Annotated in this window: 20 protein-coding genes and 1 CRISPR repeat array; of the genes, 8 read left to right on the top strand and 12 right to left on the bottom strand. The window is 67.6% G+C overall.

The genetic code is table 11. The features are described 5' to 3' along the window. Positions 1-153: 153 nt before the first annotated feature. Positions 154-4,390: a CRISPR direct-repeat array (repeat unit 28 nt; unit sequence GGATCACCCCCGCGCGAGCGGGGAACAG). A gap of 45 nt (positions 4,391-4,435) precedes the next feature. The 9 genes from cas2e to RM423_RS01515 form a co-directional block, all read right to left on the bottom strand. After that, positions 4,436-4,798, bottom strand: coding sequence for a type I-E CRISPR-associated endoribonuclease Cas2e (gene cas2e, locus RM423_RS01475; protein WP_311421220.1), 363 nt, complete (start codon positions 4,796-4,798; stop codon positions 4,436-4,438). Continuing rightward, positions 4,786-5,772, bottom strand: coding sequence for a type I-E CRISPR-associated endonuclease Cas1e (cas1e, locus tag RM423_RS01480; RefSeq protein WP_311421221.1), 987 nt, complete (start codon positions 5,770-5,772; stop codon positions 4,786-4,788). The genes cas2e and cas1e overlap by 13 nt, the downstream gene beginning before the upstream one ends. Next, positions 5,769-6,422 carry a type I-E CRISPR-associated protein Cas6/Cse3/CasE gene (cas6e, locus tag RM423_RS01485; protein ID WP_311421222.1) on the bottom strand — a complete coding sequence of 218 codons (654 nt, stop codon included), beginning with the start codon at positions 6,420-6,422 and terminating at the stop codon, positions 5,769-5,771. Before cas6e ends, cas1e begins: the two co-directional genes overlap by 4 nt. An 11-nt stretch (positions 6,423-6,433) precedes the next feature. Continuing rightward, positions 6,434-7,177 (bottom strand): type I-E CRISPR-associated protein Cas5/CasD, encoded by a 744-nt coding sequence (gene cas5e / locus RM423_RS01490; protein ID WP_311421223.1) that lies wholly within the window; start codon positions 7,175-7,177, stop codon positions 6,434-6,436. After that, on the bottom strand, positions 7,174-8,307 hold the full coding sequence (gene cas7e, locus RM423_RS01495; protein ID WP_311421224.1) for a type I-E CRISPR-associated protein Cas7/Cse4/CasC: 1,134 nt from the start codon (positions 8,305-8,307) through the stop codon (positions 7,174-7,176). The genes cas5e and cas7e overlap by 4 nt, the downstream gene beginning before the upstream one ends. Further along, positions 8,304-8,987: a type I-E CRISPR-associated protein Cse2/CasB gene (gene casB / locus RM423_RS01500; RefSeq protein ID WP_311421225.1), complete on the bottom strand. Its 684-nt coding sequence runs from the start codon at positions 8,985-8,987 to the stop codon at positions 8,304-8,306. The genes cas7e and casB overlap by 4 nt, the downstream gene beginning before the upstream one ends. Next, on the bottom strand, positions 8,980-10,641 hold the full coding sequence (casA, locus tag RM423_RS01505) for a type I-E CRISPR-associated protein Cse1/CasA (RefSeq protein ID WP_311421226.1): 1,662 nt from the start codon (positions 10,639-10,641) through the stop codon (positions 8,980-8,982). The genes casB and casA overlap by 8 nt, the downstream gene beginning before the upstream one ends. After that, positions 10,638-13,568 (bottom strand): CRISPR-associated helicase Cas3', encoded by a 2,931-nt coding sequence (gene cas3, locus RM423_RS01510; protein ID WP_311421227.1) that lies wholly within the window; start codon positions 13,566-13,568, stop codon positions 10,638-10,640. The genes casA and cas3 overlap by 4 nt, the downstream gene beginning before the upstream one ends. 325 nt (positions 13,569-13,893) lie before the next feature. After that, positions 13,894-14,319: a DUF1810 domain-containing protein gene (locus RM423_RS01515; protein ID WP_311421228.1), complete on the bottom strand. Its 426-nt coding sequence runs from the start codon at positions 14,317-14,319 to the stop codon at positions 13,894-13,896. A gap of 197 nt (positions 14,320-14,516) precedes the next feature. Here RM423_RS01515 and RM423_RS01520 point away from each other — a divergent pair, with 197 nt between their 5' ends. Next, the gene (locus tag RM423_RS01520) at positions 14,517-14,882 is read left to right on the top strand and encodes a hypothetical protein (protein ID WP_311421229.1); all 366 of its coding nucleotides are present in this window, start codon (positions 14,517-14,519) and stop codon (positions 14,880-14,882) included. A gap of 97 nt (positions 14,883-14,979) precedes the next feature. After that, a complete protein-coding gene (locus tag RM423_RS01525) occupies positions 14,980-16,461 on the top strand; it encodes a cation:proton antiporter domain-containing protein (protein WP_311421230.1) in 1,482 nt (493 codons plus the stop codon). Between the two features lie 91 nt (positions 16,462-16,552). Here the strand turns inward: RM423_RS01525 and RM423_RS01530 are convergent, their stop codons facing one another. Beyond that, positions 16,553-17,722 carry a cytochrome P450 gene (locus RM423_RS01530; RefSeq protein WP_311421231.1) on the bottom strand — a complete coding sequence of 390 codons (1,170 nt, stop codon included), beginning with the start codon at positions 17,720-17,722 and terminating at the stop codon, positions 16,553-16,555. 108 nt (positions 17,723-17,830) lie between these two features. On the opposite strand from RM423_RS01530, the gene RM423_RS01535 reads away from it, so the two are divergent. Continuing rightward, positions 17,831-19,816, top strand: a complete 1,986-nt coding sequence (locus RM423_RS01535; protein ID WP_311421232.1) for a putative bifunctional diguanylate cyclase/phosphodiesterase — start codon at positions 17,831-17,833, stop codon at positions 19,814-19,816. Continuing rightward, complete coding sequence (locus RM423_RS01540; RefSeq protein ID WP_311421233.1) at positions 19,813-20,712, top strand: ABC transporter substrate-binding protein; 900 nt, start codon at positions 19,813-19,815, stop codon at positions 20,710-20,712. Before RM423_RS01535 ends, RM423_RS01540 begins: the two co-directional genes overlap by 4 nt. Before the next feature lie 114 nt (positions 20,713-20,826). On the opposite strand, the gene RM423_RS01545 is transcribed toward RM423_RS01540, so the two are convergent. Together RM423_RS01545 and RM423_RS01550 are read right to left on the bottom strand one after the other, a co-directional pair. Then, positions 20,827-21,369: a GNAT family N-acetyltransferase gene (locus RM423_RS01545; protein WP_311421234.1), complete on the bottom strand. Its 543-nt coding sequence runs from the start codon at positions 21,367-21,369 to the stop codon at positions 20,827-20,829. 2 nt (positions 21,370-21,371) lie between these two features. Then, positions 21,372-21,506 carry a hypothetical protein gene (locus RM423_RS01550; RefSeq protein ID WP_311421235.1) on the bottom strand — a complete coding sequence of 45 codons (135 nt, stop codon included), beginning with the start codon at positions 21,504-21,506 and terminating at the stop codon, positions 21,372-21,374. A 135-nt stretch (positions 21,507-21,641) separates the two neighbouring features. Between RM423_RS01550 and RM423_RS01555 the strand changes: the two genes are divergently transcribed. The 4 genes from RM423_RS01555 to RM423_RS01570 all read left to right on the top strand — a co-directional run bounded on the left by RM423_RS01555 (position 21,642) and on the right by RM423_RS01570 (position 25,657). Continuing rightward, entirely contained in the window at positions 21,642-22,907 is a 1,266-nt protein-coding gene (locus tag RM423_RS01555) for a serine/threonine-protein kinase (protein WP_311421236.1), read from the top strand. After that, positions 22,904-23,542 (top strand): hypothetical protein, encoded by a 639-nt coding sequence (locus tag RM423_RS01560; RefSeq protein ID WP_311421237.1) that lies wholly within the window; start codon positions 22,904-22,906, stop codon positions 23,540-23,542. Before RM423_RS01555 ends, RM423_RS01560 begins: the two co-directional genes overlap by 4 nt. A 201-nt stretch (positions 23,543-23,743) precedes the next feature. Then, entirely contained in the window at positions 23,744-24,925 is a 1,182-nt protein-coding gene (locus tag RM423_RS01565) for a S53 family peptidase (protein ID WP_311421238.1), read from the top strand. Between the two features lie 114 nt (positions 24,926-25,039). Next, positions 25,040-25,657 (top strand): HD domain-containing protein, encoded by a 618-nt coding sequence (locus tag RM423_RS01570; RefSeq protein ID WP_311421239.1) that lies wholly within the window; start codon positions 25,040-25,042, stop codon positions 25,655-25,657. Positions 25,658-25,692 lie beyond the last annotated feature (35 nt).

Genomic DNA, 25,692 nt, shown 5'->3' on the forward strand with positions numbered 1-25,692 from the left:
TCCGCGGACGAGGCATCGACAGCCTCCCCAGCATCCGCACCACCACCGACCAAACCGAGACCTAGACTGCCCACAACCGCTCACTTTTCAAGCGCCGGAACCGACCAGCTTTGGAGCGCCGTCGACATTCCGCACGTCGGATGATCCGCCGTCGGATCACCCCCGCGCGAGCGGGGAACAGGACACGTCCGCCTGGCCGGCGACCGTGGACACGGGATCACCCCCGCGCGAGCGGGGAACAGTCAGCGGCCGCCGGGTGTACGTCCCGTACGGCGGGATCACCCCCGCGCGAGCGGGGAACAGACGTCAATCCCCCGACTCTTGGACTTCATACCGGGATCACCCCCGCGCGAGCGGGGAACAGGGTGTCACAGCCTGGGGTGCCGGTTCGCTGGTTGGATCACCCCCGCGCGAGCGGGGAACAGATCTCGCGTGCCAACGAGGACCTGGCCGACGACGGATCACCCCCGCGCGAGCGGGGAACAGCCACGATGAAGGCGAATTCGTTTCCGAGTTCAGGGATCACCCCCGCGCGAGCGGGGAACAGGATGCTTGGACGAGCCGGTCGTACTCCGACAGCGGATCACCCCCGCGCGAGCGGGGAACAGACGTCGAGACGGTGGTGTCCGAGGACCGCAGCGGGATCACCCCCGCGCGAGCGGGGAACAGGTTGGCGGTCATCGGGGTAGCTCCTTGATGTGCGGATCACCCCCGCGCGAGCGGGGAACAGCTGCCTTGGCCGCTAGCCGTTCTATCCGTCGCCGGATCACCCCCGCGCGAGCGGGGAACAGCATATCATGGTTGGCATGCGAGTAGGTCTGAGGGGATCACCCCCGCGCGAGCGGGGAACAGGTCGCGACGAAACCTTCCAGTTGGTCTTTCCGGGGATCACCCCCGCGCGAGCGGGGAACAGTTCTGTCCGGGTTGGGTGACGTAGCCGTGGGAGGGATCACCCCCGCGCGAGCGGGGAACAGGAACGGCGAACTATTGCATCGCACGGTCATCCGGGATCACCCCCGCGCGAGCGGGGAACAGATCTTAAAACGGTGCATCTTTTTCGTACACCGGGGATCACCCCCGCGCGAGCGGGGAACAGCTGCACCCAATAATCGACATCGCTTCCTTCTCGGGATCACCCCCGCGCGAGCGGGGAACAGTATCACGGGCCGGGTGCAGTGGCTTCCGTGGTGGGATCACCCCCGCGCGAGCGGGGAACAGGACAACTCCGGCCAGTACGTCAACACCTACACGGGATCACCCCCGCGCGAGCGGGGAACAGGCTGGTTTCCGCTGGCGTCATGGCTATCTCGTCGGATCACCCCCGCGCGAGCGGGGAACAGAGAGCCGCCCGAACATCGGCCGTCCGTAGCGTCGGATCACCCCCGCGCGAGCGGGGAACAGACATGGTGCCGCTCCAGCGGATTATCGCCACCGGGATCACCCCCGCGCGAGCGGGGAACAGCTTCTTGGCCCGCAGGTCACCAGCGTGGATGGCGGATCACCCCCGCGCGAGCGGGGAACAGGGCGCTGATCCTGTTGACAATCCGGGCCAGGTCGGATCACCCCCGCGCGAGCGGGGAACAGGCGGCAGGGTCGGCGGTCACCGGCTCCTGCCCCGGATCACCCCCGCGCGAGCGGGGAACAGAGGGTGCGCGGCCAGCACATCAGCGGGGAGGCAGGATCACCCCCGCGCGAGCGGGGAACAGGGGCGCTGGGCCGCCTCGACCGCGTCTTTGTCGGGATCACCCCCGCGCGAGCGGGGAACAGCTCAGCATCACCGGCCCTGACATCACCGCCGAGGGATCACCCCCGCGCGAGCGGGGAACAGCACCGCACCGCTCGCGACAGGGGCACCAGCGAGGGATCACCCCCGCGCGAGCGGGGAACAGACGACCCCCCTCCTTCGACCGTTCCTCATACCAGGATCACCCCCGCGCGAGCGGGGAACAGCATTGTCATTCATGATCTCTCGCTTCCGAAGTGGGATCACCCCCGCGCGAGCGGGGAACAGGGTGTGCGTACTGAGGTTGACTGGCCTGATGTGGGATCACCCCCGCGCGAGCGGGGAACAGAGCTTCACTGATTCGTCCAACATCGCATCGGTGGGATCACCCCCGCGCGAGCGGGGAACAGTCACGGAGGCGACATGAAGGCAGTTGATTGGTCGGATCACCCCCGCGCGAGCGGGGAACAGAATGATCTCGTCTTCCATTTCCTGCCCTTCCTCGGATCACCCCCGCGCGAGCGGGGAACAGGTTGTTTGTAGCTGCTGATGCCCGGCCGACGAAGGATCACCCCCGCGCGAGCGGGGAACAGAACTGGTCGGTTCCGAGGCTGATGGGATGGTTGGGATCACCCCCGCGCGAGCGGGGAACAGAACTGGTCGGTTCCGAGGCTGATGGGATGGTTGGGATCACCCCCGCGCGAGCGGGGAACAGTTCTTCGTGATGCTGCTGGTGTGCGTACTGAGGGGATCACCCCCGCGCGAGCGGGGAACAGTACAGCAACGCGCATTCCGTGATGCCCTGGACGGGATCACCCCCGCGCGAGCGGGGAACAGTCTATGGTGCTGAATTACGTGGTTCCGGTAGGGGGATCACCCCCGCGCGAGCGGGGAACAGATCACCACGGATTCGACGGCTGCCGGTGTGGTGGGATCACCCCCGCGCGAGCGGGGAACAGTCCTTACCTACAGAGTCCTCACGATTCCACTTCGGATCACCCCCGCGCGAGCGGGGAACAGTTTTCAAGGGCGTTCGCATGTAGGAAGGGGTTAGGATCACCCCCGCGCGAGCGGGGAACAGACGATGGTGGGCAGGACGAATGCGCAGTGGGCGGGATCACCCCCGCGCGAGCGGGGAACAGGGAAATCCGTGTACAGAGACGACGCGAAACGGCGGATCACCCCCGCGCGAGCGGGGAACAGAAATGCAGAAGATTCTTTCGATCATGTTTCTGAGGATCACCCCCGCGCGAGCGGGGAACAGAGGGAGTCCCGAGGATTGCCCAGAGCAATAAAAGGATCACCCCCGCGCGAGCGGGGAACAGGTCCAGGGTCCGGTGTCGCCGTCCGGTGACGCGGGATCACCCCCGCGCGAGCGGGGAACAGTCACCAGGAAACACCGTTACGACCCTTGTTCTAGGATCACCCCCGCGCGAGCGGGGAACAGATTCGCGCATGTCCCGCAGCTTGCGCCGTGTCAGGATCACCCCCGCGCGAGCGGGGAACAGTCGTGGACACCGTTATAACCCTGCTACGCATTCGGATCACCCCCGCGCGAGCGGGGAACAGCTCACCCTTCGGGATGTGGGCAAGGATGCCCCAGGATCACCCCCGCGCGAGCGGGGAACAGAACTAGTCAGTTAACCACGCACCGATGGCACACGGATCACCCCCGCGCGAGCGGGGAACAGGTCGGCGGCTAGGTCCATTGCGGTGGATACCCGGGATCACCCCCGCGCGAGCGGGGAACAGGCCGGCGATGGGCAGGACGAGGCCCGCGGCTGGGGATCACCCCCGCGCGAGCGGGGAACAGCGACTCGGGATCACCCGTCGCGCCGTTGCCGAAGGATCACCCCCGCGCGAGCGGGGAACAGCAGTCAGCGGCGTACTTCGCGCACAACGAGTTCGGATCACCCCCGCGCGAGCGGGGAACAGAGACGGGGGCGGTCTCGGGTGGCCGGCAGGCGTGGATCACCCCCGCGCGAGCGGGGAACAGCCGATCGCCGTCCCGATCGCGCTGAACGTCGGCGGATCACCCCCGCGCGAGCGGGGAACAGACGTAGGTCCGTCGGTGCGTGTCTTCCATGTGCGGATCACCCCCGCGCGAGCGGGGAACAGACGGTGCAGCAGACCGCCGCAGCGTTCTCCACCGGATCACCCCCGCGCGAGCGGGGAACAGAAGCTGATCCCGGCGTTCTCCGCCGCAGCGGGAGGATCACCCCCGCGCGAGCGGGGAACAGCTCGGCCTCGGTCATGCGGGGCACGGTGGTCACGGATCACCCCCGCGCGAGCGGGGAACAGTGCCCCGTACCCGTTACCGAAGGTGAACTCGTAGGATCACCCCCGCGCGAGCGGGGAACAGGACCACTGCTCGCCGCGGTCGCGGATGCCGATGGGATCACCCCCGCGCGAGCGGGGAACAGGCCCAAGGCAACCAGCGGCGGCTCGTCTTCAGCGGATCACCCCCGCGCGAGCGGGGAACAGCCCGACTGCGCCGACAACGGTCAGGGTGCCAACGGATCACCCCCGCGCGAGCGGGGAACAGGTGCGACTCGCCATCGGCGGCTCCCATCTCCCAGGATCACCCCCGCGCGAGCGGGGAACAGACCTCGACGGTGCGCGTCACTGCTCCGGCGTCCGGATCACCCCCGCGCGAGCGGGGAACAGACTCCTATTTACTGGCCTGCAAGGGTCCGGGCAGGTCACTTACATTCACTTCTCTTGCGGCCTCCTAGCGCCCATTCTGCGTTTCGCCGCTTTGCTCCATCCGGGGACGTAGCTCAGCGGGGCTGCTTCTTCTTCTCCGATACGACGCATCATCAGGGTGATGCCGTCGAAGTCGGTCGGCTGCCAATGATGGCCGTGGGTTCGGAACGACATACCTTGCTCGGAGCCATCTTGATAAATCATCAGCGCTCGACCGCGCCGCGATGACTCGACGGTACGAAGCCAGAGCAGCTCGCGTACTCGGCCTGAGACTCGGCCGACGAACACACCGGCTGCCACTTCGATCAGCCAGCGGGTGAGGTGTCCACGGAGGCCTGCTGGGCAAGCCGACAGCACTAGGACGACCATGGCTTCTCACCTTCCTTGAACTCGGTCGCATAGTCTGTGCTCGGGTCTAGGTAGACCACTCCTGCGGCGACGGTTTGCTCTTGGTCGTCCCAGAGGTAGAGCACGTCCGGCCCATCGTCTGCAACGTCGACACCCAACAGGAACTTGATGTCGGTAATGCAGCGCTTCATCAGCTTTGCCTCAACCATCGACTCACGCATCGCCTTGCGCACAAGAGCAGGCAGACTGTCGGGATCTGGACCTGCAGCTACCAGGTCGAAAGCGACCGGGATCGATGTTTCGGCCTTGTAGAGATCGGCGATGTCATAGACGAGGGACTTCTCATGTCCCGTGTGGACGAAACCCAGCCCCGGGGAGCAGCCCAGGGAGACGATGACGGCCTGGGTCGCGCCGTAGAGACACGAGTTCGCGGCCGAGAGCGCCTGATTGATTGGGTCAGCGTTGTCCCACGACTCCCGGTCGTAAGACCGTTTGCCCCACGACACCCCGGATCGCTCGGCGTGATATCGGTAAAGCCTCTGTACTCGAACGCCTTCCCGGCCGCGCAGCTGTTGCATGGTCATCCGCGACACGTCTTCACCCGGAAACCGCAAGCCGTACATTTTGCGGGCTACATCGAGCCGTTCGTTGCGATTACTGACCAATCTGGCTTGGGCATCCAGGAGAGAGGTCTGCGACGCCATCGACCGGCCGTGGGCGTAGTAGCGCACCCCGCGCTCACCCACCCAGACGGCGACAGTGCCGGAGTCTGCCATGAGAACCATTGTCTGATGAGTGACTGAAGTACCGGGCCCGATTAAGAGCGACGCAATCGCCGTGGCCGGCACATGAGCGGTGCCCCGAGCATCGGTGACGGTAATCGCGTTGTCCTCCCGGCTCAGAGAGCACCTCTCGACATACAGAAAGCTGATTCTGTCCTGGGCGCGTATCAGTTCGGGTAACGACGCCGGCGCCTGACCCGGTAGTCGCTTCACCCTTGGCGCGCCAAGGTCATCAATCCGCAGCCGTAGGCCTTACCTCGACCGATGCCAGCAGTCAGTGCGATTCGCAACCGCTCCGGATCGGTGACTTCGATGTTGCCTTCGTACCCGGCGAGAGCGAGGGTGACCTTGGATCCCTCGCGTTGAAAGACACGCTGGTCGAACCCGCTCAGGAGGACATCGGGCTCACCCGCGCTGGATGCTGGGATCGCGATGCCGAGGCTTTCTGTCCGCCTCAACAGCCAGTCCAGCTTCTGAGTGGCCGTGACATGACCGAAGACCCTCTTGCGCCCGTTCTCGGTCACGGTATGAGTCGGGTTCGCTCGGAGCCGGAAGGCCCAGCGCTGGCCGGTGTCGAGCTTGTGCAGCAGCGGCGCGTAGTCGCGGGTCTCCCAATGGGGTTTGCTCGGCCAGCCGGCCTGCTCCACCAGGTGGGTCAGGTCGGGTTCGGTGGGACTGAGCAGGTAGAGCCAGTGGTGAGGGCCGCTGGCATCCAGCCGCCATAGGATCCGGCCTGTGTCGCTGTGCTCAGCTGCTGGAAAGGCTGCCATCGTCGCGGCGTGCATCTTCTGCGGCGAGGCCATGAGCATCATGGCACCGCGGCGAGTGGCGTTGATCTCGAATCGGGTCAGGTAGTGGGTCATTGGGTTTCGCCTTAGAGGAGGTCGAAGGGGTCGTGGCCGGGGACCGTCACCGTGTTGACCGGGGGTATCCGGAGCGCCGATGGCTCCTCGTTCTCGGTGGCCGTAGACACGGTGACTGAGGAGCGCAGCACCGATCGCCACCCGTACTCACGTCGGATGGGATCGAAGCTGACCGGTTCGTCACGGCGCACCTCTGATCCTCGGGTTCCGGGGGCGCAATCGATGATGGTCTCCAAGGTGACTTTAGCGTCGGCACGGCTGCGTACCCGTTCGGTGACGAGCCAGGGGGTCTGTTCCAGTACTGTGCTCATCTCGTCGCCGAACACACCGAGTAGCAGTCTGCGAGCTGGGACGCACGAACGACGGCCCAAGCTGAGCGGGAACACCGGGTGGCTCAGCGCGTCCGCCATACCTTCGATCAGGTTCTGGCCTCCCTCGATGGCTACCAGGAATACCGCGTCGGAAAGGTAGAAGCGCTCTGATAGCTGCGTGACACCCTTGCCGCCGGTAGTCACCAACGCGGTGTGGTAGTCCCGCATCATGGTTCCCGGCTGGTCGATCCGCACTCCTAGCCGGATGGCGGCGAGATTCTCGATGGAGTCCGACCGGCGACGTCCGGCGGCGGCCGCCAGCAATCCGACGATGCCGGACTTGGTGGGTGCGTCATCGGTGGTGCGTCGACTGAACCGGCTGGCCGAGCCCCAGGACTGCATGGGGCCGGCCAGCTGCAGGGCCAGCGTGCTCACCGCGCTCATCCGGCCAGGCGCGCGGCCAGCACTGAGCCGATCTCGGCGAGGACGTCAGTCATCGGCTGCCGCGCACCCAGAGCAGACAGCGCCTGGGCGACCTCGGAACGAGCGATCACCCAGGTCTGCACGGGGGGCATCCCGAACACCCCGTCCATGTCGGTGGCGTGTTCGGCCAGTGCGACCGCGGATGCGGTGATGCGCCCGGCAGTGGAGGTCACCGGGGTCTCGAAGGCACCGACGTAGCTGATGGATTGGTCGCAGCGCAGTGTTATGACCACCGCGTCCGGCAGGGTGCGGTTGGCGAAGGTGTTCTGTTTGCCCGACGGCATCGAGGTCAGCATCGAGCGCAGAAAGGTCTGGGCACCGGCTACGGTGACGTCCGATTCACCGAGCATCTGCGCCAACCGGTCGACGTCGAGAGTGGCGTAGCGGTAGAGGGTTGCGGAGTTGAACTCGATGACGCCGAGCATCCCGGCGCCACCCGATTCCTCGCTCGGTTTGCGCTCGTCGACGGCCGTGTAGTAGTCGAATTCGGTTGCTACCGGGTGAGTAGACAGGGCGTGTGCGACTTGACAGGCGGCATCAGTATTGAGGTCTGGATTGGACGCGACCATCCGGCCGAAGAGCGCGATATCGATGGAATGCTGCGTGTCAGCCAGCCTAATAGCCGTCTTTTTCTCGGGCTTGCCACCAGCGGTCCGGACCTCCAGAGCGTAAGCAGCGAGGGCCTGGACCTGGGCGATCGAGAGGAAGGCCAAGGCGTCAGCCTCGGCGATCGATTTGTCGGACTCGGTCTTGCGGGCCTTCTTCGGAACCTTGTTCCCGATACCGGCGGCGTTGAGGACGTCGGCGGCCATGTCGAGAGCGTCGTCCATCTCGGTGTCCGGAGACGCAACGACCATCGCTTCGGCAACCATCTCGACCAGCCGTTTGGTACGCACGCCGACTTCGGAGGGAGCGAGCGTGGCAGTGAAATCCAGTCGGATGGCACGCTTCCAACTCTGGCTGGAGACCCGGGCGCGGCGCACGCCGCCGTACATCGCCGACTTCGGCGAGCCGGAGTCGTCACGGTTGAGGTTGCTCGGCGGCACGGTCTGGATCACGTGCACGTCCAAGATAGAACGGGTGGTCGTCATGATGCGTCCTTCACGGTCTCGGTGTTCTCGATGGTGGGGGTGGTGGTCTTGGGCTTTTCAGGTCTGATGTAGAAGTCGCGGGCCCAGTTGAGGCGGACCTGATCGACGGCATGGGGGTTCTGCACCCGGTATAGGTCGGCGGCCAGCCGGCCGTAGTCCAGGCCGACCGACTCGCCGGAGAGCAGGGTCACCAGTCCGCGCAGGTGGTACTCAATCTCCGACATCTCCACGGCGGTTGCCAGTGCACCAAAACGCCGTGCCACGCCATTGGTTGCCAGCTCCGCACTGTCAATGGCGGGGCTGCTGAGCCGAGCCACCGCACGACCCAGGCCGGTGCCAGCGACATGCATCGGCGCGGAATTGCCTCGTTGGTGCAACGCGTACAGGCCCATTGCGGTGTGCACCGCGATCTCCTCCGCGCTCGGGCTGGAGTCATAGCGTTCGGGCGAGACTCCCTCCAGAGTCAGCTCCCACACTTCCGCCACCGACCCAGCCCTGCGACCGACGGCTCGGCGGAGCTTGGCCAGATCTGCCTGCGCTGACTGGGATCCGGCCAGGAACTGTTTCTGCAACGCTGCGACGCGGAAGCCGACCAGGTCGTTGATACGGCTCGCTCGGGTGCCGGGAGCCCGAGCCACCTCGGCGCGCTCGGTACCTCCGGTCTGGGTGGGCTCAGGCATGTACGGGCTCCTTGGTTTGCGAGTCAGTGGTGGGTAGGTCGGTCCTGGGTAGATAGGTGTTGAGGTGCTGATCGAAGACTTTCTGCGCCAGCGGAATGCACATCAGGTGCATCGGACGTTGCATCACCGTCTGCGGCGGAGCTGTGCGGGCCAACTCAGCTGCGATGTTCCGGACAACTCGCCTGACTGTGGTGGACCATTCGGCACGCGCGGCAGGGAGAGCCGGTTCGTCGTGAAGGGACGCGACCCAGGTGCGGAACGGCGCATCCAGGGCGGCATATCCGGCGGCTGCGGCCTCGGCCCTGGCTGCGGCCATCCTGGTCTTGCCCGAGTCCCCCGGCGCGTCACCGACCTCGGCCTTGGCGATGTTCTCGCCGAGAATCCCCAGTGCCCAGCACACCTTGCTCGCCACATCGACGGCCCACTCGACCGCCCGACCCATCTGCGGATGATCTTCCGAAAGGACGACGAGGTTCAGCGAGTAGGCGTCGTCGATGATCTCGGCAACGGTCGCGTTCTGCGTTCCGTAAACCACGCCGACGGCATGCAGTCGCACGATGAAGTCGCCGGGCAGCGTTTCGAGCACGCTGAGCTTTGACAGCCACTGGACCACACCGGGAACCCTGCTGCGAGGGTTGCCGCTGCTGGATTGGGGCTGCGTGACGTTGGGCAGCACCGAGGCGATGCCCCGCCAGAACGAGCGGCCGGGATCGTGGCGTGCGGGCAGGTAGTACGGGATTTTGCCGGTGGCCTTGGCCTGGTTTTCGCTGTAGTACCAGCCCGTCATCGGTTCGACGTCGTACTGGTTGACCAGTACTGCCCGGTCCCCGTTGGCGATCAGTACCCCAGTGACTCGCTCCCCTTCGACCGCCAAACGGATACGGGCCTTCTGCCAGGTGTAGGCACTGACGGGTCCTAGCGGATAGGGCCGCGTTGCCGCGGCAGCGGTCTGAGGTTGGGTCTCCCACGGCGGCAGATCCGGATCGGCCTCGGCTTCACGTTGGTAACCCACCAAGTTCAGCAACAGGGTTTCCCGCAGGTTCGAACCTTCCGCGAACAGTCCGCCGAGCCCACCAGCCCAACCGGTCCCGATCGGGTATCCCTTGCCGGCCTTGACGCGATCATCGCCGACAGCGGCGGACTTGATGCCCGAGGTCTCGAACGCCTGGGCGTGCACCACCCAGCGAGCAGCCTCGGCCAACCCGATCGACGCCAGCGCCGTGCCCGAGCGAGTGGTCTGAAATGGGATACCGTTCGGAACGTCGGCGATGAGGGATTCCAGACCGGTCACCTCGTTGTTGGAGGTGTGCAGATCCGCGACCTGAAAGAACGGCGCGGTCGTGCTCAGCAAGTCGAAACGGTCACGGTGCCGGGCGAGATAATCGGTGATCTCAGAGATCGGCAGTGTCTCCGCTGTCCACAGATCTTTCCAGGAGTCGGAGGTCACCGTGCCGCCGATTGCTCGATAGAGGATCGCCAACAGCAGCCGGGTCACTGCGAAACCAGTGGTGGATAGTTCTCCGGTGATGGCGCGGGCTTGGGGTGCCAAGGCGAAGGCATCGGCCAGCGACACCTCGCGGGTCGTGCCATCGAGCAGGTGCATCATCACCCACGGTTGGGTGGTGAGGTCGAACGCGGGCGTGCTGGTGTTCACGACGGTCCTCTCATGTTGGCATCACTGTGCATGTGGGGCGGGGGAGTAGCGGTCTGTGCTGTCTTGGCCACGGCTAAGCCGGCGTCGAGGTCATAGGTGACGAGCTGACCGAGCACCTGCGCCGAAAGCTCAGGTCCTAGTACCAGCACCAATTCGCCTTGGAGCAGGTACTGGCCCTCGGCCTGGAAGGAGTCGATCCGGTCACGCTCCAACACCCCGATCACCATGTCCGCAACGCCGGGATGCGACAGCGACCGAGGCAGGCTCAGCGAGCACGAGGCAATGGCCTGAGCGAACCGGCGACCAATCGGCTCGGTGATCGGGATGCGGCGCCCGCTGAACTCACCGATGCCTGGCAACGTCCGCAGGGTGCCGTCGGCATCGCGTTGGACCACGATGACCTCAATGGTCTCGTCGGTGTCACGCACTTGCCCGCGCCCAGCGGCCGAGTCCTCATCGGCGCTGTCGCCGGCGACATCGAGCCAGTCCAGCAGGTCTGTGCTGTCCGGGGATCCCAGCCGCATCTTTTCAGCCTGCTGTCTCTTATGTGCCTGCTGGCTGTCGTGGGTGACCCTTGCCTTATCGAGCGTCGCAGTCCAGCTGGACGGGCAGATATCTGTGTTGCCATAGACCGATTGGACGAGCGGCGCGATGTCACCCGGCAGGCACAGGGCCTGACCGTCGAGGTAAGGCGTCAGCGCGGCCAGCGTTCTGTAGAGCACGTACGGGCTGTAGATGTAGCGTGCGCTGCGGCCGATTTTCGGCGGCTCAGACTGCCAGTTGTCGATGTCGGTTACCAGGCACACTGGTGTCCGCAACCGCGGGGCACGTTCGGATTGGTTCTCGCCGCGACGATGGCGATGCAACCGTCCCATCCGCTGCAACATCAGGTCCACCGGCGCCAGATCGGTGACCATGACGTCGAAGTCGACGTCCAGGCTCTGCTCGATCACCTGGCTGCCTACGACGACATGGCGTGCGCCGATGCGTACGGCGGTGCCGGTATCTTTCTCGATGTCGGTGGGACCGAACAGCTTGAGCAGCTTGTCGTCGAGCCGTGCACGGTGGGCGTCGACGAAGCGTGAGTGGGCCACGATCACTTCGGTATCGGGCATCAGTCGCCGCAGGTTCTCAGCGGTCTTCTGGACCCGGGCGACGGTGTTGCGGATGACCACCGCGGCGCCGCCCTCGGCCAGCTCGGCGTTCAGTCTCTCGGCCAGCAGGGTGGTTTCTTCGTCTTCGGTGAAGCGCTCGACGGTGATGCGGGAGGCGCGCTCCGATGCCGGCACGGCGCGAACGATGGCAGAACCGCCGGTGCTTGCCACCACCACCGGGTAGCCGATGTCGCCTGCCAGCTGGGGGTAGTCCCTGCCAGCCAGCATCGAGCGCACACCCGGCCGGTCTGCGCGGCCACGCTCGTAGGCAGCGATCATCTGCTGGCGGCGGGTGGAAGGCAAGGTGGCTGACAGCACCACGACGGGCACCCGGTACGCCCCCAACCATTCCAGGGCTCTATCGAGGTAGACCGACATATAGACGTCGTACGCGTGGGCCTCATCGAGGATGACGACCTTGCTGGCAAGGCCGAGGTGGCGCAGCACCAGGTGTTTGCTCTTGAGTGCGGCGAACAGCAGCTGATCCACGGTGCCGACGGCGAAGTTGGCCAGCATCGCCTTCTTGCGCCCGGTCATCCAGCGGTGCACTGCCAGCCGGGTGTCGGCCGGGGTATCGGTGGTTCGATCGGTTTCTTCGGTCTGGCCCGAGCGGGGGATCCCTGCGAACCGGTCGTCCAGAGCCGCCTTGCCGTGCACCAACATCACCGATGCCGGGGTGCCGTGCCCGGTACCGGTGATGGCGTCGAGCCAGGTCATGGTGCGAGCGAATATCGCCGACGCGGTGGCCCGGGTGGGCAGTGCGATGTAGAGGCCGGCCGCTCCGGTACGCGCGGCGAGGGTCTCGGCAGCCAGCAGGGCCGCTTCGGTCTTGCCCTCGCCCATCGGGGCCTCGACGATGATCATGCCTGGTTCTGGCACTGAGCGGGCAATCTCGACGACCTCGCGTTGGATCGGACGCGGCTGAGCCCCAGCGGGCACCGTGAACCGGTCGGCGAATCCGTCGAGGACATCGGCTTTCTCAGCACGCCATGGCTCGGGGAGTCGCAGCGCATCCATCGCTCGCTCAACCCTGTCCGCCTCGACAAAGCAGTCACCGTAGGCAAACTGATCGAAACCGCTGGCCACCCAGTCGGACATGATCACCCCGGCGGTCAACAGGGTCTGTGCCACCGCCGGAAGGCGCACATTGCCCCAGGACTCGATCCGACCGGCCACGTCGCAAACCCGCAATGAGCGTTCCAGGTACTCGATCCGCACATCGGACCAGAGACCCTCCCCCAGCAACTCGGGTTCGCCGGCAGAGGCCTTGGCCTGTTGGGAAGTTGGTGGTCTGCCGTGATGGCCGCCGACTACCAGCGCTGCCGGGAGAACGGCGCGGCGTGACCATCCGTACGCACCGAGCCAATCGCTCAGGGACCGGTAAGAGGCCAGTTCATGCCGATACGTAGACCGCTTTCCCCATACGTAAGACAGGTCACCGAAGTCAAATCCCTCGTCTGCCATGCCACGCACCAGCGCGTGTTGGATCCGAGAACTGCCTCGGTGCTCGAGCTGGATTGCAAAGGCCGGGGAAACCTTGCCGATGTCATGGATTCCAGCCAGCCACACCAGCAGGGCTCGGCCATCGTCGAGTCCGCCGGGCAGTTCCGTTGAGATCAGAGTCTTGACGTTGGCCGAGAGCCAATCGTCCCAGATCCGGGCGGCCACGGCTGCCGAGTCGTCCAGGTGCTGCCACAGCGGCATCCACTCGCCTGTTTCGCGATTCGTCTTGGCCCACACCGATAGCGCAGCAGCGCTCAACTCCGAACTCATCACCTCACCAGCACAAACATAGATGCTTCCCCCGAATCCGATCTTCTGCCAACTACGGGGCAGTGTGCCGGATACCACCGACACTTTCGCGGCGACAGGCGGATTCATCGACGGTGGCAGCCAGCGACCCTAACCACAGCGGGTAGCTCGCGATCTACGCGCGCTGACTGAGTCCAGCGGGAGGTGTATGACGTCGTGCCCGCAAATGCTGAGACTCCCTGGCCGTCGGTGCGCACCATGCCGCACTGGCTCCTGACCAGAGGCTGTCCTTGGGCTCAGGCACCGGTGTCACTGCGCTGATGTCGCGGCGACCCTCAGGGCACGTTTACAGGCGGGCGTCGGTGGCGGCGTCCGGCACGCCCTCGAAGAAGCGGTCGAGGACCTGCCCGAACACCGGCTCGTCGGGCAGCGCTCGCAGGAACAGGGTCATGGACGAGTGCAGCTTCTGTGCGTCGATGCCGCCGAAGACCTGTTCCGCGCTGCCAGCCTCCGTAGCCGCGACAACGGCGGCGCACTCCAGCAGCCGTGGACCGAGAACCGGGTGCGCGGCATAGGCCCGCGCCTCCTCGAGTGAGGTGATGGCGTACCTGCGTGAGGTGGGGCTCTGGCCCAGGCCGGCGATCTGCGGAAAGACGAACCACATCCAGTGGCTGGTCTTGCGGCCTCGCTCCAACTCAGCGAGCGCCCGGCCGTAGGTGCCGCCCTGGTCCTGCGCGGTGACGAAGCGCTCCAGATCGTACGGATCGTCCATCGTGCTGCCACCCCTTCGCTACCACGCCCCGAGCACCAACTTAGGGGATGCCCGGGGCGTGGTAGCGAGTTCAGTCGCCCTTGACGTTGACGATCTGGTGCGTACAAGGGCAGCTTGTACAACAGCGAGGCCTCCAACGGCATATCTGGCGGCCCCATGCCCGGGGGTCTAGCCTCGACGCCCAGGAGGTTCATCTGATGAAGACGCTCATCATCGTGATAATCGTGATCGTCGTGGTGCTCGCGCTGCTGGCCTTGGTGGTGCTGCCGCGGATGCGCGCGAAGGCGACCGTACGCAAGCAGGCCGAAGCCCAGGAGCACCTGGCCAGCGCGCAGGAGCGGTCCGCCGAGGCGGAGCGGGCTCAGGCGGCCGCCGACGAGCAGGCGGCGCGCGCCCGGCGCGAGCGCGCCGACGCCGAGTTGCGGGCAGCGGACAACGAGCGTGAGGCAGCGGAGCGGGCTGCCGAGGCGCAGCGCCAGCGCGCCGAGGCCGAGCAACTGCAGAGCCGCGCGGCCAAGTTGGACCCACGGCTGCGGGATCAGGATCCGCGCGTCGGCGACTGACCGCGGGTAGCCGCGCGGGCATTAGGGTGGAGCCCGGTGCGCCGGGAAGTCTGGTCGGCAATGGTTCAACCATGTCCGGACCTGGCTGAGGAGCACGATGACCGACACCTATCCCTATGCGTGGCTGCTCGCGCTGATTGCGGCGGTGGGGCTCGCCGCCCTGCTGTCGAATCGGGTCACCGCCCGGCTCCGGGTTCCGGCACCGGCTCTCATGCTGGGAGCCGCCGCGGTCGCGGTGAAGGTGGTGCCGCCGCTGCACACGCCTTCCGAGCAGACCGTCAACCGGTTGGTGACGGTGGCTCTCGTCGTGCTGCTCTTCGACGGCGGCATGCACATCGGGTGGCCGCGGTTCCGAGCGGCGGCCCGCTCGATCGCCGTCGTCGGCGTGCTGGGAACGTTCCTGACCGCGGCCGGCGCGGCGCTGTTCCTGCATTTGGTGGTCGGTCTGGACTGGTACCCGGCCCTGCTCGTCGCCACGGCGGTTGCGCCCACCGATCCCGCGGTGGTGTTCTCGGTACTCGGGCAGCGTGAGATCGCGGGCCCGAGCGGCACGATCCTGGAAGGGGAATCCGGCGCCAACGACCCGGTCGGCATCGCGTTGATGGCGAGCCTGCTGTCGGCCGGTGGGCTGTCCGGCGCGGCGTTCGGGCAGGTCGGCGGCCAGTTCCTGCTGCAGATGGGCGTCGGCGCGGCCGTCGGGGTGGTTGGCGGCCGCGCGATGCTGTGGTTCATGCGCCACGTCCCGCTACCCGGCGAAGGCCTCTATCCGCTGCGCACGCTGGCGTGCGCGCTGGCGCTGTTCGGGCTGGCGACCGTCGCGCACGGCTCGGGCTTTCTGGCCGTGTTCATCGCGGGAATCCTTATCGGCGAGGAGCGCGCACCGTACAAGCGCGAGATCGAGCACTTCCACTCAGCACTGGCCAGTCTCGGTGAGATCGTGGCCTTCGTGGTGCTCGGCCTGACGGTCGACCTTGCCGAGTTGACCCGGCTCGACGTGTGGCTGCCCGGTCTGGCGCTGGGGCTTGCGCTCGCGCTGGTGCTGCGGCCGGTGCTGGTGGCCCCGTGCCTGGCCGGCGCCGGTTTGAATCGCAACGAGAAGGGCTTCGTGTTGTTCTCCGGCTTGAAGGGGGCGGTGCCGATCCTGCTCGGTAGCTTCCTGCTCGCCTCGCATCTCGCCGATGCCGAGCGGTTGTACGCCATCGTGGTGGTGGTCGTGATCTTCTCGGTGGTGGTCCAGGGCAGCCTGGTGCCGACGGCCGCCAAGCTGCTCCGGGTACCGATGCGCATGGTTGAGCCGGAGCCCTGGACGCTGGGCGTCCGGCTGCGCGACGAGCCGAACGGAGTGCAGCGGCTGACCGTGGCCGACGGCTCGATCGCGGCCGGTCGGACCATCCGCGAGCTGAGCGACCTTCCCGAGAACGCCTGGGTGAGCTTCCTCGTCCGGGACGGGCAACTGGTGCCGGTGAGCGCGCGTACCCGGTTACGTGCCGGCGATGACGCCCTGGTGCTGGCCGATCCCGGGGTGGCCGGAGCGCTGCGCCGGGTGTTCGAGCAGCCCGTGCGCGATCCGGCCGACTGAGCTGATCCATGCGGCTCAGCTGATCCATGCGGCTCAGCTGATCCAGCGGGCCGAGCTGATCCGGCCGGCTGAGCTGATCCGGCTGGCTGAGCTATGGCACCGTCCGGTTCCAGCGGACCCACACCGCCGCGGATTTGCGGAACACCAACCCAGACGGCTCGACCGTCCGGGCCGGATCGAGCCGCACTCCCGGCAGCGCCAGCAAGGCCCGGGCCGCCGTCCGGGTTTCCAGCCGGGCCAGGTGCGCGCCGAGGCACACATGCGGTCCCTGGGCGAAGGCCAGTTGCTTGCGCAGGTTGGGACGGCCGGGGTCGAATCGATCGGGATGCTCGAAGACCGCCGGATCCCGGTTGGCGCCCGCCAGCGACACCACCACCAGCTCGCCGCGGCGGATGCGGACACCGGCGATCTCACTGTCCCTGGTGGCGTAGCGGTCGACCACGGCGGCGGCCGGCTCCAGCCGCAGCGATTCCTCGATGGCCGCGTCGAGCAGGTCGTTCTCATGCAGCAGCGCGGCAGGGTCGAAACCCTCCCGCAGCAGGTGCAGAACCAGGTTGGTGATCATGCCCTCAGTGGTCTCGATACCACCGAAGAGCAGCACGGCGATGTCAGAGAGCAACTCGGTCGACGTGAGCGTGCCGGCCGTCGCCGCGACCTCGCCGAGAAAGCTGGAGGCACCGGCGGTGGCAATGGTCGAGCGGACGGCGTCGGTCAGCGCCGCATAGGCGAGCCGGCTGCCCTCGGGAACTCCGGAGCCACTCGTCACGGCCGCGACGGCGGCGACGATGTCGGTGTACCAAGTGAGCAGTTGCCCGACGTCGATCGCCTTCAGGCCCAGCGCCCGTTGCATGCACGCCGCGGCCAGCGGGCCGGCGATCGCGGTCCTGATCTCGGCTTCGCCCGCCGGCGCGACGGCGGCGACCAGCCGGGTGGCCTCGGTGTCGACGAAGTCCACGAAGTGCGCCCGCGTCGAGCGAGGCGTGAACGGTGAGACGAACGGTTGGCGGTGCCGGTCGTGCTCCGCGCCGTCGGTGGACAGCATGCTCGGCCCGACGACCCGGCTGGTGCTGAAACGCGGGTCGTCGACGGTGAACGTGCCGGCGTCGCGCATCACGCGTACTGCTGCCGCGTGCCCGACCACCAGCCATCCGCCCAGCGAGTCCACCCAGGCCAGCGGCGCCGTGCTGCGGATGCTCGCGAGCGCCGGATGTGGATCGCGCGTCAGGACGTCCAGGGTGGGCCAGGCAACCGGCGTCGTCATGGACGCCAGTGTGGCAGGACCGCGCGGCTGGGCAGGAGCTGCGGCCCACTGCGTGAGGTAAGAGTTAGCTTAACTTGAATGGCAGGGTCTGCGGCCGATGGACAGGTTATGGGTTCGAAGACACCAAGACGCGACGGCTTCGAGTCACGCCTCTTTCTTGTCTACGCGGTGGCCAGCTTCGTCCCGGTGCTCCTGCTCGGTCTCATCCTGGTTCGCAATGACCAGCACACCGGCCTGGCCTGGGGACTGCAGCAGGGCCGCGCGCAGGCCGCGGTGATCGAAGAGACCGCCATCGCGCCGGCCCTGGGTAGCCATGACCTGGGCGAGGGCCTGAGCCAGACCGAGGTCGGCAATCTTCGGCAGGCAACCGACCTCGCTGTCTTCTCGGGCTCCGTGACACGCCTGCGGGTGCGTAGCTTCAGCGGCGGCGTGGTGTTCTCCGACGACGGCTCGCGCGAGCATGCACTGAGCCGCGATCAGCCCGCTTTCCAGGCGGCAATGGTCGGAAAGGTGAGCGCGGATGTCATCACGGACCCGCTCGACGGCGCCGGCAAGGTGATCCGGGTGGTGCAGCCCATCACACCGACCTCGACCGGTCAGGCAACCGGAATCCTGGAGATCTACCTGCCCTACGGGCTGATCGCCCACGCCGTCGACCGGCAACTCGGCAGCACCTACCTGCGATTGGCAATCGGTCTCGGCGCTCTCTACGCGGTGCTGGCGTTGATCTCGTGGTCCAGCACGCGCCGGCTGCGCCGGCACGCCGCCGAACGGCACTACCAGGCGCTGCACGATCCGCTCACCGGGCTCCCGAACCGGGAGTGGTTCCGGGTCCGGGCCGACACGGCCCTGCACAAGGACGAATGCGGCGCGCTGGTGCTGGCGGACCTGGACAACTTCAAGCAGGTGAACGACAGCCTCGGCCACCACGCAGGGGACGAGCTGCTGACCATCGTGGCGCATCGGCTCAGCGCGACTCTGCGCACCGACGACACCGTCGCCCGCCTCGGTGGGGACGAGTTCGGCCTGCTGCTGCCGGGGTTCGCCGACTCAGCGCAGGCCGTCCGACTGCTGGACGAGATCCGCGTCGCGCTGGCCGAAGAGATCGTCATCGACAACGTCAGCCTCAGCATCGAGGCCAGCTTCGGGATCGCGATGTATCCCGAGCACGGGCGCAGCGTAGAAGACCTGCTGAAGCGCGCGGATGCTGCTATGTATCAGGGCAAACGCGGAACCGCGAGAATCGTTGTCTATGAGGAGCACAAGGCTCCGCTCGGCAGTTCGGGACTGATCCTGCAGGGCGAGCTGCGGCATGCCATCGACCAGGATGAGCTGGCGCTGTACTACCAGCCACAAATAGAACTTGTAACAGGTGCGATCTACGGGGTCGAGGCACTGGTGCGCTGGCAGCATCCCACCCGGGGCCTCATCCCGCCGGGCGATTTCGTTCCCACGGCAGAGCTGTCCGGTCTGATCGAGCCGCTCACCGCGTGGGTGTTGCGCCGCGCACTGGCGGATCAGCGCGAATGGTCCGACCTCGGTGTGAACTGGCGGGTCTCGGTCAACGTCTCGGCCCGCAATCTGTCCTCGGCCGCGTTCGCCGCGCAGGTGCTCGATATCATCGCGGCGGCGGGGGCGAACCCCCGTGACCTGTGCCTGGAAGTGACCGAAACCGCCCTGACGACCAACCCGGAGGCGGCCTCGGCGTCGGTGACCGCGCTCAGCAATGCCGGTGTCGCCATCTCGATCGACGACTTCGGCACCGGCTACACCAGCCTCTGGCAGGTGCGATCGCTTCCCGTCGACGAGGTGAAGATCGACCGGACCTTCGTCAAGGACGTCAGTACGTCCGAGGCCGATCGCTCAATCGTGCAGGCCATCATCGGCCTGAGCCATGGCCTCGGCTGCACCGTGACGGCCGAGGGTGTGGAGTCCGCGGCGGCGGCGCTCTGGCTGAAGGTCGCAGGTTGTGACTCCGCCCAGGGCTACCACTACGCCAGGCCCAAACCCTGGCAGGAGCTGCTGTCCGAGCACCACGGCCCAGTTGATGCAGGGGGAACGACGCCGCAGGACAGCACGGAGGTACTGCGGTGACCCGGCTCTCGCGGCATGCCCGGACGCTCGCTGCGGCTGTTGTCTGCCTGCTCGCCGCGGGGTGCGCCCAGCACCCGGTCCACGTGAGGCAGCCCGCGCCGGTGATCGGCGAGGACACCGCCCTGCACAACCGGCTGCCTACCGCGATCCGCCAGGGCGGCGTGCTCCGGATAGCCACTGACGCCTCGTACGCGCCGGCCTCCTCCTTCGCCTCGGACGGCCACACCATCGTCGGGTTCGAGCCGGATCTCGGGCAAGCCCTCGGCCAGGTGCTGGGAGTGGCGGTGGTTTTCACCAATCACAGCTTCGATTCGCTGCCCGGGCTCGTCACCAGCCACTCCGTGGACCTGGTCATGAGCGCGGTCACCGATACCCGTGAACGCGAGAAGGAGGTCGATTTCATCGATTACTTCGTCGCCGGGACCTCGATCGTCGTCCAGCGCGGAAACCCGAAGGGCATCGGGGAGTTGAGCACCCTGTGCGGACACGTGGTGGCCCTGGAACGGGGCACCGTGCAGGTCGGCCTGGTGGCAAGGTCTCAGCACAACTGCCTCGGCCGGCCCATCATCACCAGGCTCTATGACAACAACACCGACGCGCTCGTGCAGGTACGCACCGGCCGCGCTGACGCCCAGCTCAGCGACTACCCGTCGGCCGCCGCGCTGGTCAATGACGCGCGCACCGGCGCCTACTATCAGCTGGCCTCGACGGCTCAGTACGAGCCCGGTCCGTACGGAATAGCCGTGGCAAAAGACAACCAGGCACTGCGCGGGGCCGTTGCCGACGCCCTTCGGTGGTTGGTGTCCAGCGGCCAGTACCGTCAGATCCTCAGGCGCTGGGGTGTCGAGGCGGGCGCGATCAGCCGGGTTTCGCTCAACGCCGGCCGGCGGGCGTAGCTGTCAGCCGCCGCCGACCGCGTCATCGACGGGCGTATTGAGGGCCTGTCCACCCGGGCTCAGCTGCGGGACGCCCTGCAACGCCGCCAGAACTGAGGCCCGGACGAGGGCGGCTCAGACCGCCACCTCGAAGACGAGTTCGAGCCCGTCGCGGTCGTCCCACTGCTCGCCGACCTGCCGGAGCCCCTGCTCGCTCACCAGCAGCCGGGACGGGAGGTTATCGGGGCTGATGGTCGCCCGGACGGTGCGGACGGCCGGCTCGGCCGTAGCCCGCTGGAGCAGGGCCGCCAGGGCGGCTCGGCCGTAGCCCTGGCGGCGATAGGCCGGGTCGATGGCGTAGCCGACCTCGACCAGGCCGGCCTCGTCCGGTGGGCCGTGGTAGCCGGCGTGCCCGACGACCACCAGCCGGTCCTCGTCCAGAACCGCCCGGGCTATCCAGTCGGCGCTCGCCGGGTCGTGCCGCAGCTGCTCCCGCCGCAGGCTCCACAGGTAGCCCCATTGCGGATCGGTGAAATAGCCGGTCAGCGGCGCCGCGGCCGCTCGGCTGGCACCATCGAGGTCGCCGGCCGCCAGCAGCTCCAGGACGTCCGGACCGAGCCGGACCAGCCGTACCCGCTTGGGGTGCGGGTCGGGCGCGCGGTCACGGCGGTAGGCCATCGTCAGCGCCGGTACTGGCCGTGCTCGCGGGCCAGCTGTTCCAACCGCGCGAGCCGGGTGCCACCGCCGACGATGGGGACGGCCGACAGCAGTCCCAGCAGGGCCGCTGTCCTGAGACCATTGGCTGCGTTGTGCATATCCGTGCAACGACCGGGGGAGCCGCCAGTTCCGGGGGGTCAGAGCTTGTAACGGGCGTCCGGCCGCATGCGGGTGACAGTGCGGGGGCGGCGGTCGCTGAAGAATGGGTGGAGTCGTGCATCGAGAGGAACACCATGACGCAGAGCCCTGATCAGCTTCCCGGCGTGCCCGGCACGGGCGTGCTGCTTGCTGGTCGCTACCGGCTCACGGCCCGGATCGGGCGCGGCGGCACGGCGGACGTCTTCGAGGCGCGCGACGAGCTGCTGCACCGGGCCGTCGCGGTGAAGCTGTTCCGGGTGGACAGCCCCGCGGGCGCGGACCGCCGCCGGGTGCAGGCAGAGGCGCGGACACTGGCCTCCCTGCGGCATCCGGGCCTGGTCGCGGTGTACGACGCGGGAACCCTCGGCGGTGAGGACGACGGCACGCCGTTCCTGGTCATGGAGCTGGTGAGGGGGCCGTCACTGCTCAAGCGCCTGGCGGACGGGCCGCTCTCGGACGTGCAGGCCGCGCTGGCCGGGGCAGAGGTGGCCGGAACCCTCGGCTACGTGCACAGCCTCGGCATCGTCCACCGGGACGTCAAACCGGCCAACATCCTGCTGGACGAGCCCACGGCGGGTCGCTCCACCTTCGCTGCCAAGCTGACCGACTTCGGCATCGCCAGGCTGCTCGACAGCACCCGCATGACGATGGAGGGGATGACCATCGGGACGGCGAACTACCTCAGCCCGGAACAGGCCGAGGCTGGTTCGGTCGGTGCGGCCAGTGACCTCTACTCACTCGGCCTGGTGCTGATCGAGTGCCTGACCGGCCAGGTGGCGTTTCCCGGGGTGGGGGTGGAGGCCGCGCTGGCCAGGCTGCACCGGCAGCCGCAGGTTCCGCGGGAGTTCGGACCAGCCTGGGCCGGCCTGCTCACCGCGTTGACCGCCCGTGATCCGAACTCGCGCCCGACCGCGTTGCAGGCCGCGAGCCGGCTGCGGGTGCTGGCCGGTCAGCCGGCCGACGCCGGCGTTCCCGGGGTTCCCGGCATCGATCGGGGTGACCTCGAAGCCGCCTCGACCCAGCTGCTCACCCCCGTCCGGACGGGGGTGAGCGCATTCGCCCCGCAGTCCCACGTCCCGGCACCGGACGGCCCAGCTGACCGCACGTACGTCGTACCGTCGTACGCTGTCGCGCCGGACGAGGACGCACGGCACAACGCGACCGACAGCGCCCGTGCCCGTCGGCGGGTGTCGCCGTGGCTCTACTTCGCGGCCGGGATCGTCGCCCTCATCGGAATCGGCATCGTCCTGGTGTCGGGGTCCCTGAACTCCGGCGGCGGGTCCGCGCCACCGCCGAGCTATCCCACGGTGCCCGGCCAGCTCGGGCAGGATCTGCAGCGACTTCAGGAGACAGTCCGATGAGCCGGTGGACGAGTGCCCGGCTGAGCGTGACCGCGGCCGTCCTCGCGGTGACGGCCCTCGCTGGCTGCGGTGGCGGCAAGACCGCCGAGAACGGCATGGCCACCGGCGTGCGGTCGGAGTTGCGCGGCGATGTGCTGACCCTGAGCCAGGCCGCGGCGAGGGGCGACCGGACGCGGGCCGAAGCCGCTCTGGCCGCCCTGAACGCCGACCTGGCTGCCGCCCGGGCCGCAGGCACGCTGACCGAGGCGCGGATGCGCGAGATCCAGCAGGCCGCGGCGAAGGTCCGGGCCGACCTCGGCGCGCTGTCCACGACCGGCAGCCGTCCCGCGACACCCGGCGGCACGGCCACACCTACCGGCACCGTTCCCTCCGCTGGTGGACCGACATCGGAACCGGAAACGTCCCCGACTCCCACCTCCGGCACGGCGGCAAGCTCCAGCGCGCCCCCGCCGGCAACGTCCACCGCCACGACGACCGGGCCCAGCGCGACGGCGAGCACCGGCTCTGATCCAGCACCGGTCGTTCCGCCGACGGCAACCGGGACAGCCCCCGCACCGAGCAAGCCCACCAAGCCGGGCAAGCCAGGCAAGCCGGGCAAGCCGGGCAAGGGCAAACACGGCAAGGGTGATCACTGAGGCTCCGCTCCATATGAGGGTGAGCTGTGCGCGCCGACTTGACGCAGTCATATCGTTACCTTGAGTGACTACACGACTGCGATATGTCATTACGCCTACCAAACACGACAACCGTAATAATCCGCTCCAAGGGTTGAAAGGGACAACACACATCCTTTCGGCTCGGCACCACGAGTGCCATCCGTCCCCTCTGGAGGTTCCGTGAAGTTTTCCACCACGCTGCTCGCGGCCGGCTCGGCCGTAGCAGTCGTCGCAGTCGCCACCGCCGGCGTTGCGACCGCCGCACCGTCGCCAGCCACCGCGGGCGGCAAGCACGCCGCCAAGGTCTGCTCCGCCCCCGCCAGGGGCATGGCCGCCTGCCTCAACCAGGTGCTCGTCAACAACTCGACCGGCAAGCCGGCCGTGACCGGAACGCCGGCCGGCCTCAACCCGGCCGACATCCGCTCCGCCTACGCCCTCACCGCGTCGTCCAGCGGCGGCCGCACGGTGGCCATCGTCGACGCCTACAACGACCCGACCGCTGAGTCCGACCTCGGCGTCTACCGCTCGCAGTTCGGCCTGTCGTCCTGTACCACGTCCAACGGCTGCTTCCGCAAGGTGAGCCAGACCGGCAGCACCACCAGCCTGCCCGCCACCGACGCCGGCTGGGCAACCGAGATCAGCCTCGACCTCGACATGGTGTCGGCAGCCTGTCCGGACTGCAAGATCCTGCTCGTCGAAGCCAGCTCCAGCTCCTTCGCCAACCTCGGCACCGCGGTGAACTACGCAGCCAGCCAGGCCGGCGTCGTCGCCATCAGCAACAGTTACGGCGGTAGCGACTCGGCTCAGACCTCGGCCTACAACCACCCCGGCATCGCCATCACCGCCTCCACCGGTGACGCCGGCTACGGTGTCGAGTCGCCCGCCTCCTTCCCCGACGTCGTCGCGGTCGGTGGCACCAGCCTCAGCCGTGCGAGCAACACCCGCGGCTGGACCGAGAGCGCGTGGAGCGGTGCCGGCAGCGGCTGCTCGACCATCAACGCCAAGCCGACGTGGCAGACCTCGGTCACCCAGTGCTCGAAGAAGGCCAACGCCGACGTCTCCGCGGTGGCGGACCCCAACACCGGTGTCTCGGTGTATGACTCCACCTCGTACCAGGGCTCGGTCGGCTGGCAGGTCTACGGCGGCACCAGCGCGTCGTCGCCCATCATCGCCAGCGTGTACGCCCTGTCCGGCAACACCGCCGGCTACCCGGCGTCCTACACCTGGGCGCACGCGTCCGGCCTGAACGACGTCACCAGCGGCTCGAACGGCACCTGCAGCACTACGGTGTGGTGCCACGCGGGCGTCGGCTGGGATGGCCCGACCGGTCTCGGAACGCCGAAGGGCACCAGCGCCTTCTAGGCTGCGCCTTCGGGCGTTGAGTTCCGGCCAGCACGCAGCAGCGGGCGGCCCGTCCACCAGGACGGGTCGCCCGCTGTCGCTGGTGCCCCTCCAGTGGACGCCTAGGATGGGGAAATGTCTGATCAATGGCAGTTCCCTACCGGTCCCACCGCGGTGCAGGCGCTGGAGTTCGCCCGCGAGACGGAGCATCCGGCGATCCTGAACCACAGCCTGCGGACGTACCTGCATGCCGAGCGGGCGGCCGCCCGCCGGTCGATGCGCGCCGGGCTGGACTACGAGCAGGACCTGCTTTTCTACGCCTGCCTGCTGCACGACATGGGCGCCTCGGATCGCTTCGACGGCGACCAGCGCTTCGAGGTTGAGGGCGCGGACGCGGCGGCCGGCTTCCTGGTCGAGCATGGGGTCGACGAGTTCCGGGCCGACCAGGTGTGGCAGGCCATCGCGCTGCACACCTCACCCGGAATCGTCGAGCGCCGTGGACCCATTCCGGTGCTCACCAGGCTCGGCGTGCAAGCCGACTTCGGTTCCGGCGCCGAGTTGACCGAGGCCGAAGTCACCGAGTTGGAGCGCACCTACCCCCGGCTACGAATCGAGCACGTACTGGCCGGCATCGTCGTGCAGCAGGCGGCGCGCAATCCCGCCAAGGCTCCCGCGTCGTCCTGGCCGGGACGAATGCTGCGCGCGCATTTGGCCGGAGAGACGGCACCTGACGGCCTCAACGCGGCCTTTTGACCGGCATCCCGCCCAACTAAACTGCGCCCACCCGC

The sequence above is a fragment of the Jatrophihabitans lederbergiae genome, assembly GCF_031845305.1.
Taxonomy (GTDB): domain Bacteria; phylum Actinomycetota; class Actinomycetes; order Mycobacteriales; family Jatrophihabitantaceae; genus Jatrophihabitans_A; species Jatrophihabitans_A lederbergiae.

Bases quoted from the DNA above. Each gene is read 5' to 3' on its own strand.
- RM423_RS01535 (WP_311421232.1), top strand. From the start codon at position 17,831: ATGGGTTCGAAGACACCAAGACGCGACGGCTTCGAGTCACGCCTCTTT.
- cas3 (WP_311421227.1), bottom strand. From the start codon at position 13,568: ATGAGTTCGGAGTTGAGCGCTGCTGCGCTATCGGTGTGGGCCAAGACG.
- cas6e (WP_311421222.1), bottom strand. From the start codon at position 6,422: ATGACCCACTACCTGACCCGATTCGAGATCAACGCCACTCGCCGCGGT.
- cas7e (WP_311421224.1), bottom strand. From the start codon at position 8,307: ATGACGACCACCCGTTCTATCTTGGACGTGCACGTGATCCAGACCGTG.
- casB (WP_311421225.1), bottom strand. From the start codon at position 8,987: ATGCCTGAGCCCACCCAGACCGGAGGTACCGAGCGCGCCGAGGTGGCT.
- cas2e (WP_311421220.1), bottom strand. From the start codon at position 4,798: ATGGTCGTCCTAGTGCTGTCGGCTTGCCCAGCAGGCCTCCGTGGACAC.
- RM423_RS01570 (WP_311421239.1), top strand. From the start codon at position 25,040: ATGTCTGATCAATGGCAGTTCCCTACCGGTCCCACCGCGGTGCAGGCG.
- RM423_RS01560 (WP_311421237.1), top strand. From the start codon at position 22,904: ATGAGCCGGTGGACGAGTGCCCGGCTGAGCGTGACCGCGGCCGTCCTC.
- RM423_RS01525 (WP_311421230.1), top strand. From the start codon at position 14,980: ATGACCGACACCTATCCCTATGCGTGGCTGCTCGCGCTGATTGCGGCG.
- RM423_RS01545 (WP_311421234.1), bottom strand. From the start codon at position 21,369: ATGGCCTACCGCCGTGACCGCGCGCCCGACCCGCACCCCAAGCGGGTA.
- RM423_RS01520 (WP_311421229.1), top strand. From the start codon at position 14,517: ATGAAGACGCTCATCATCGTGATAATCGTGATCGTCGTGGTGCTCGCG.
- RM423_RS01550 (WP_311421235.1), bottom strand. From the start codon at position 21,506: ATGCACAACGCAGCCAATGGTCTCAGGACAGCGGCCCTGCTGGGACTG.
- RM423_RS01515 (WP_311421228.1), bottom strand. From the start codon at position 14,319: ATGGACGATCCGTACGATCTGGAGCGCTTCGTCACCGCGCAGGACCAG.
- RM423_RS01555 (WP_311421236.1), top strand. From the start codon at position 21,642: ATGACGCAGAGCCCTGATCAGCTTCCCGGCGTGCCCGGCACGGGCGTG.
- cas5e (WP_311421223.1), bottom strand. From the start codon at position 7,177: ATGAGCGCGGTGAGCACGCTGGCCCTGCAGCTGGCCGGCCCCATGCAG.
- RM423_RS01530 (WP_311421231.1), bottom strand. From the start codon at position 17,722: ATGACGACGCCGGTTGCCTGGCCCACCCTGGACGTCCTGACGCGCGAT.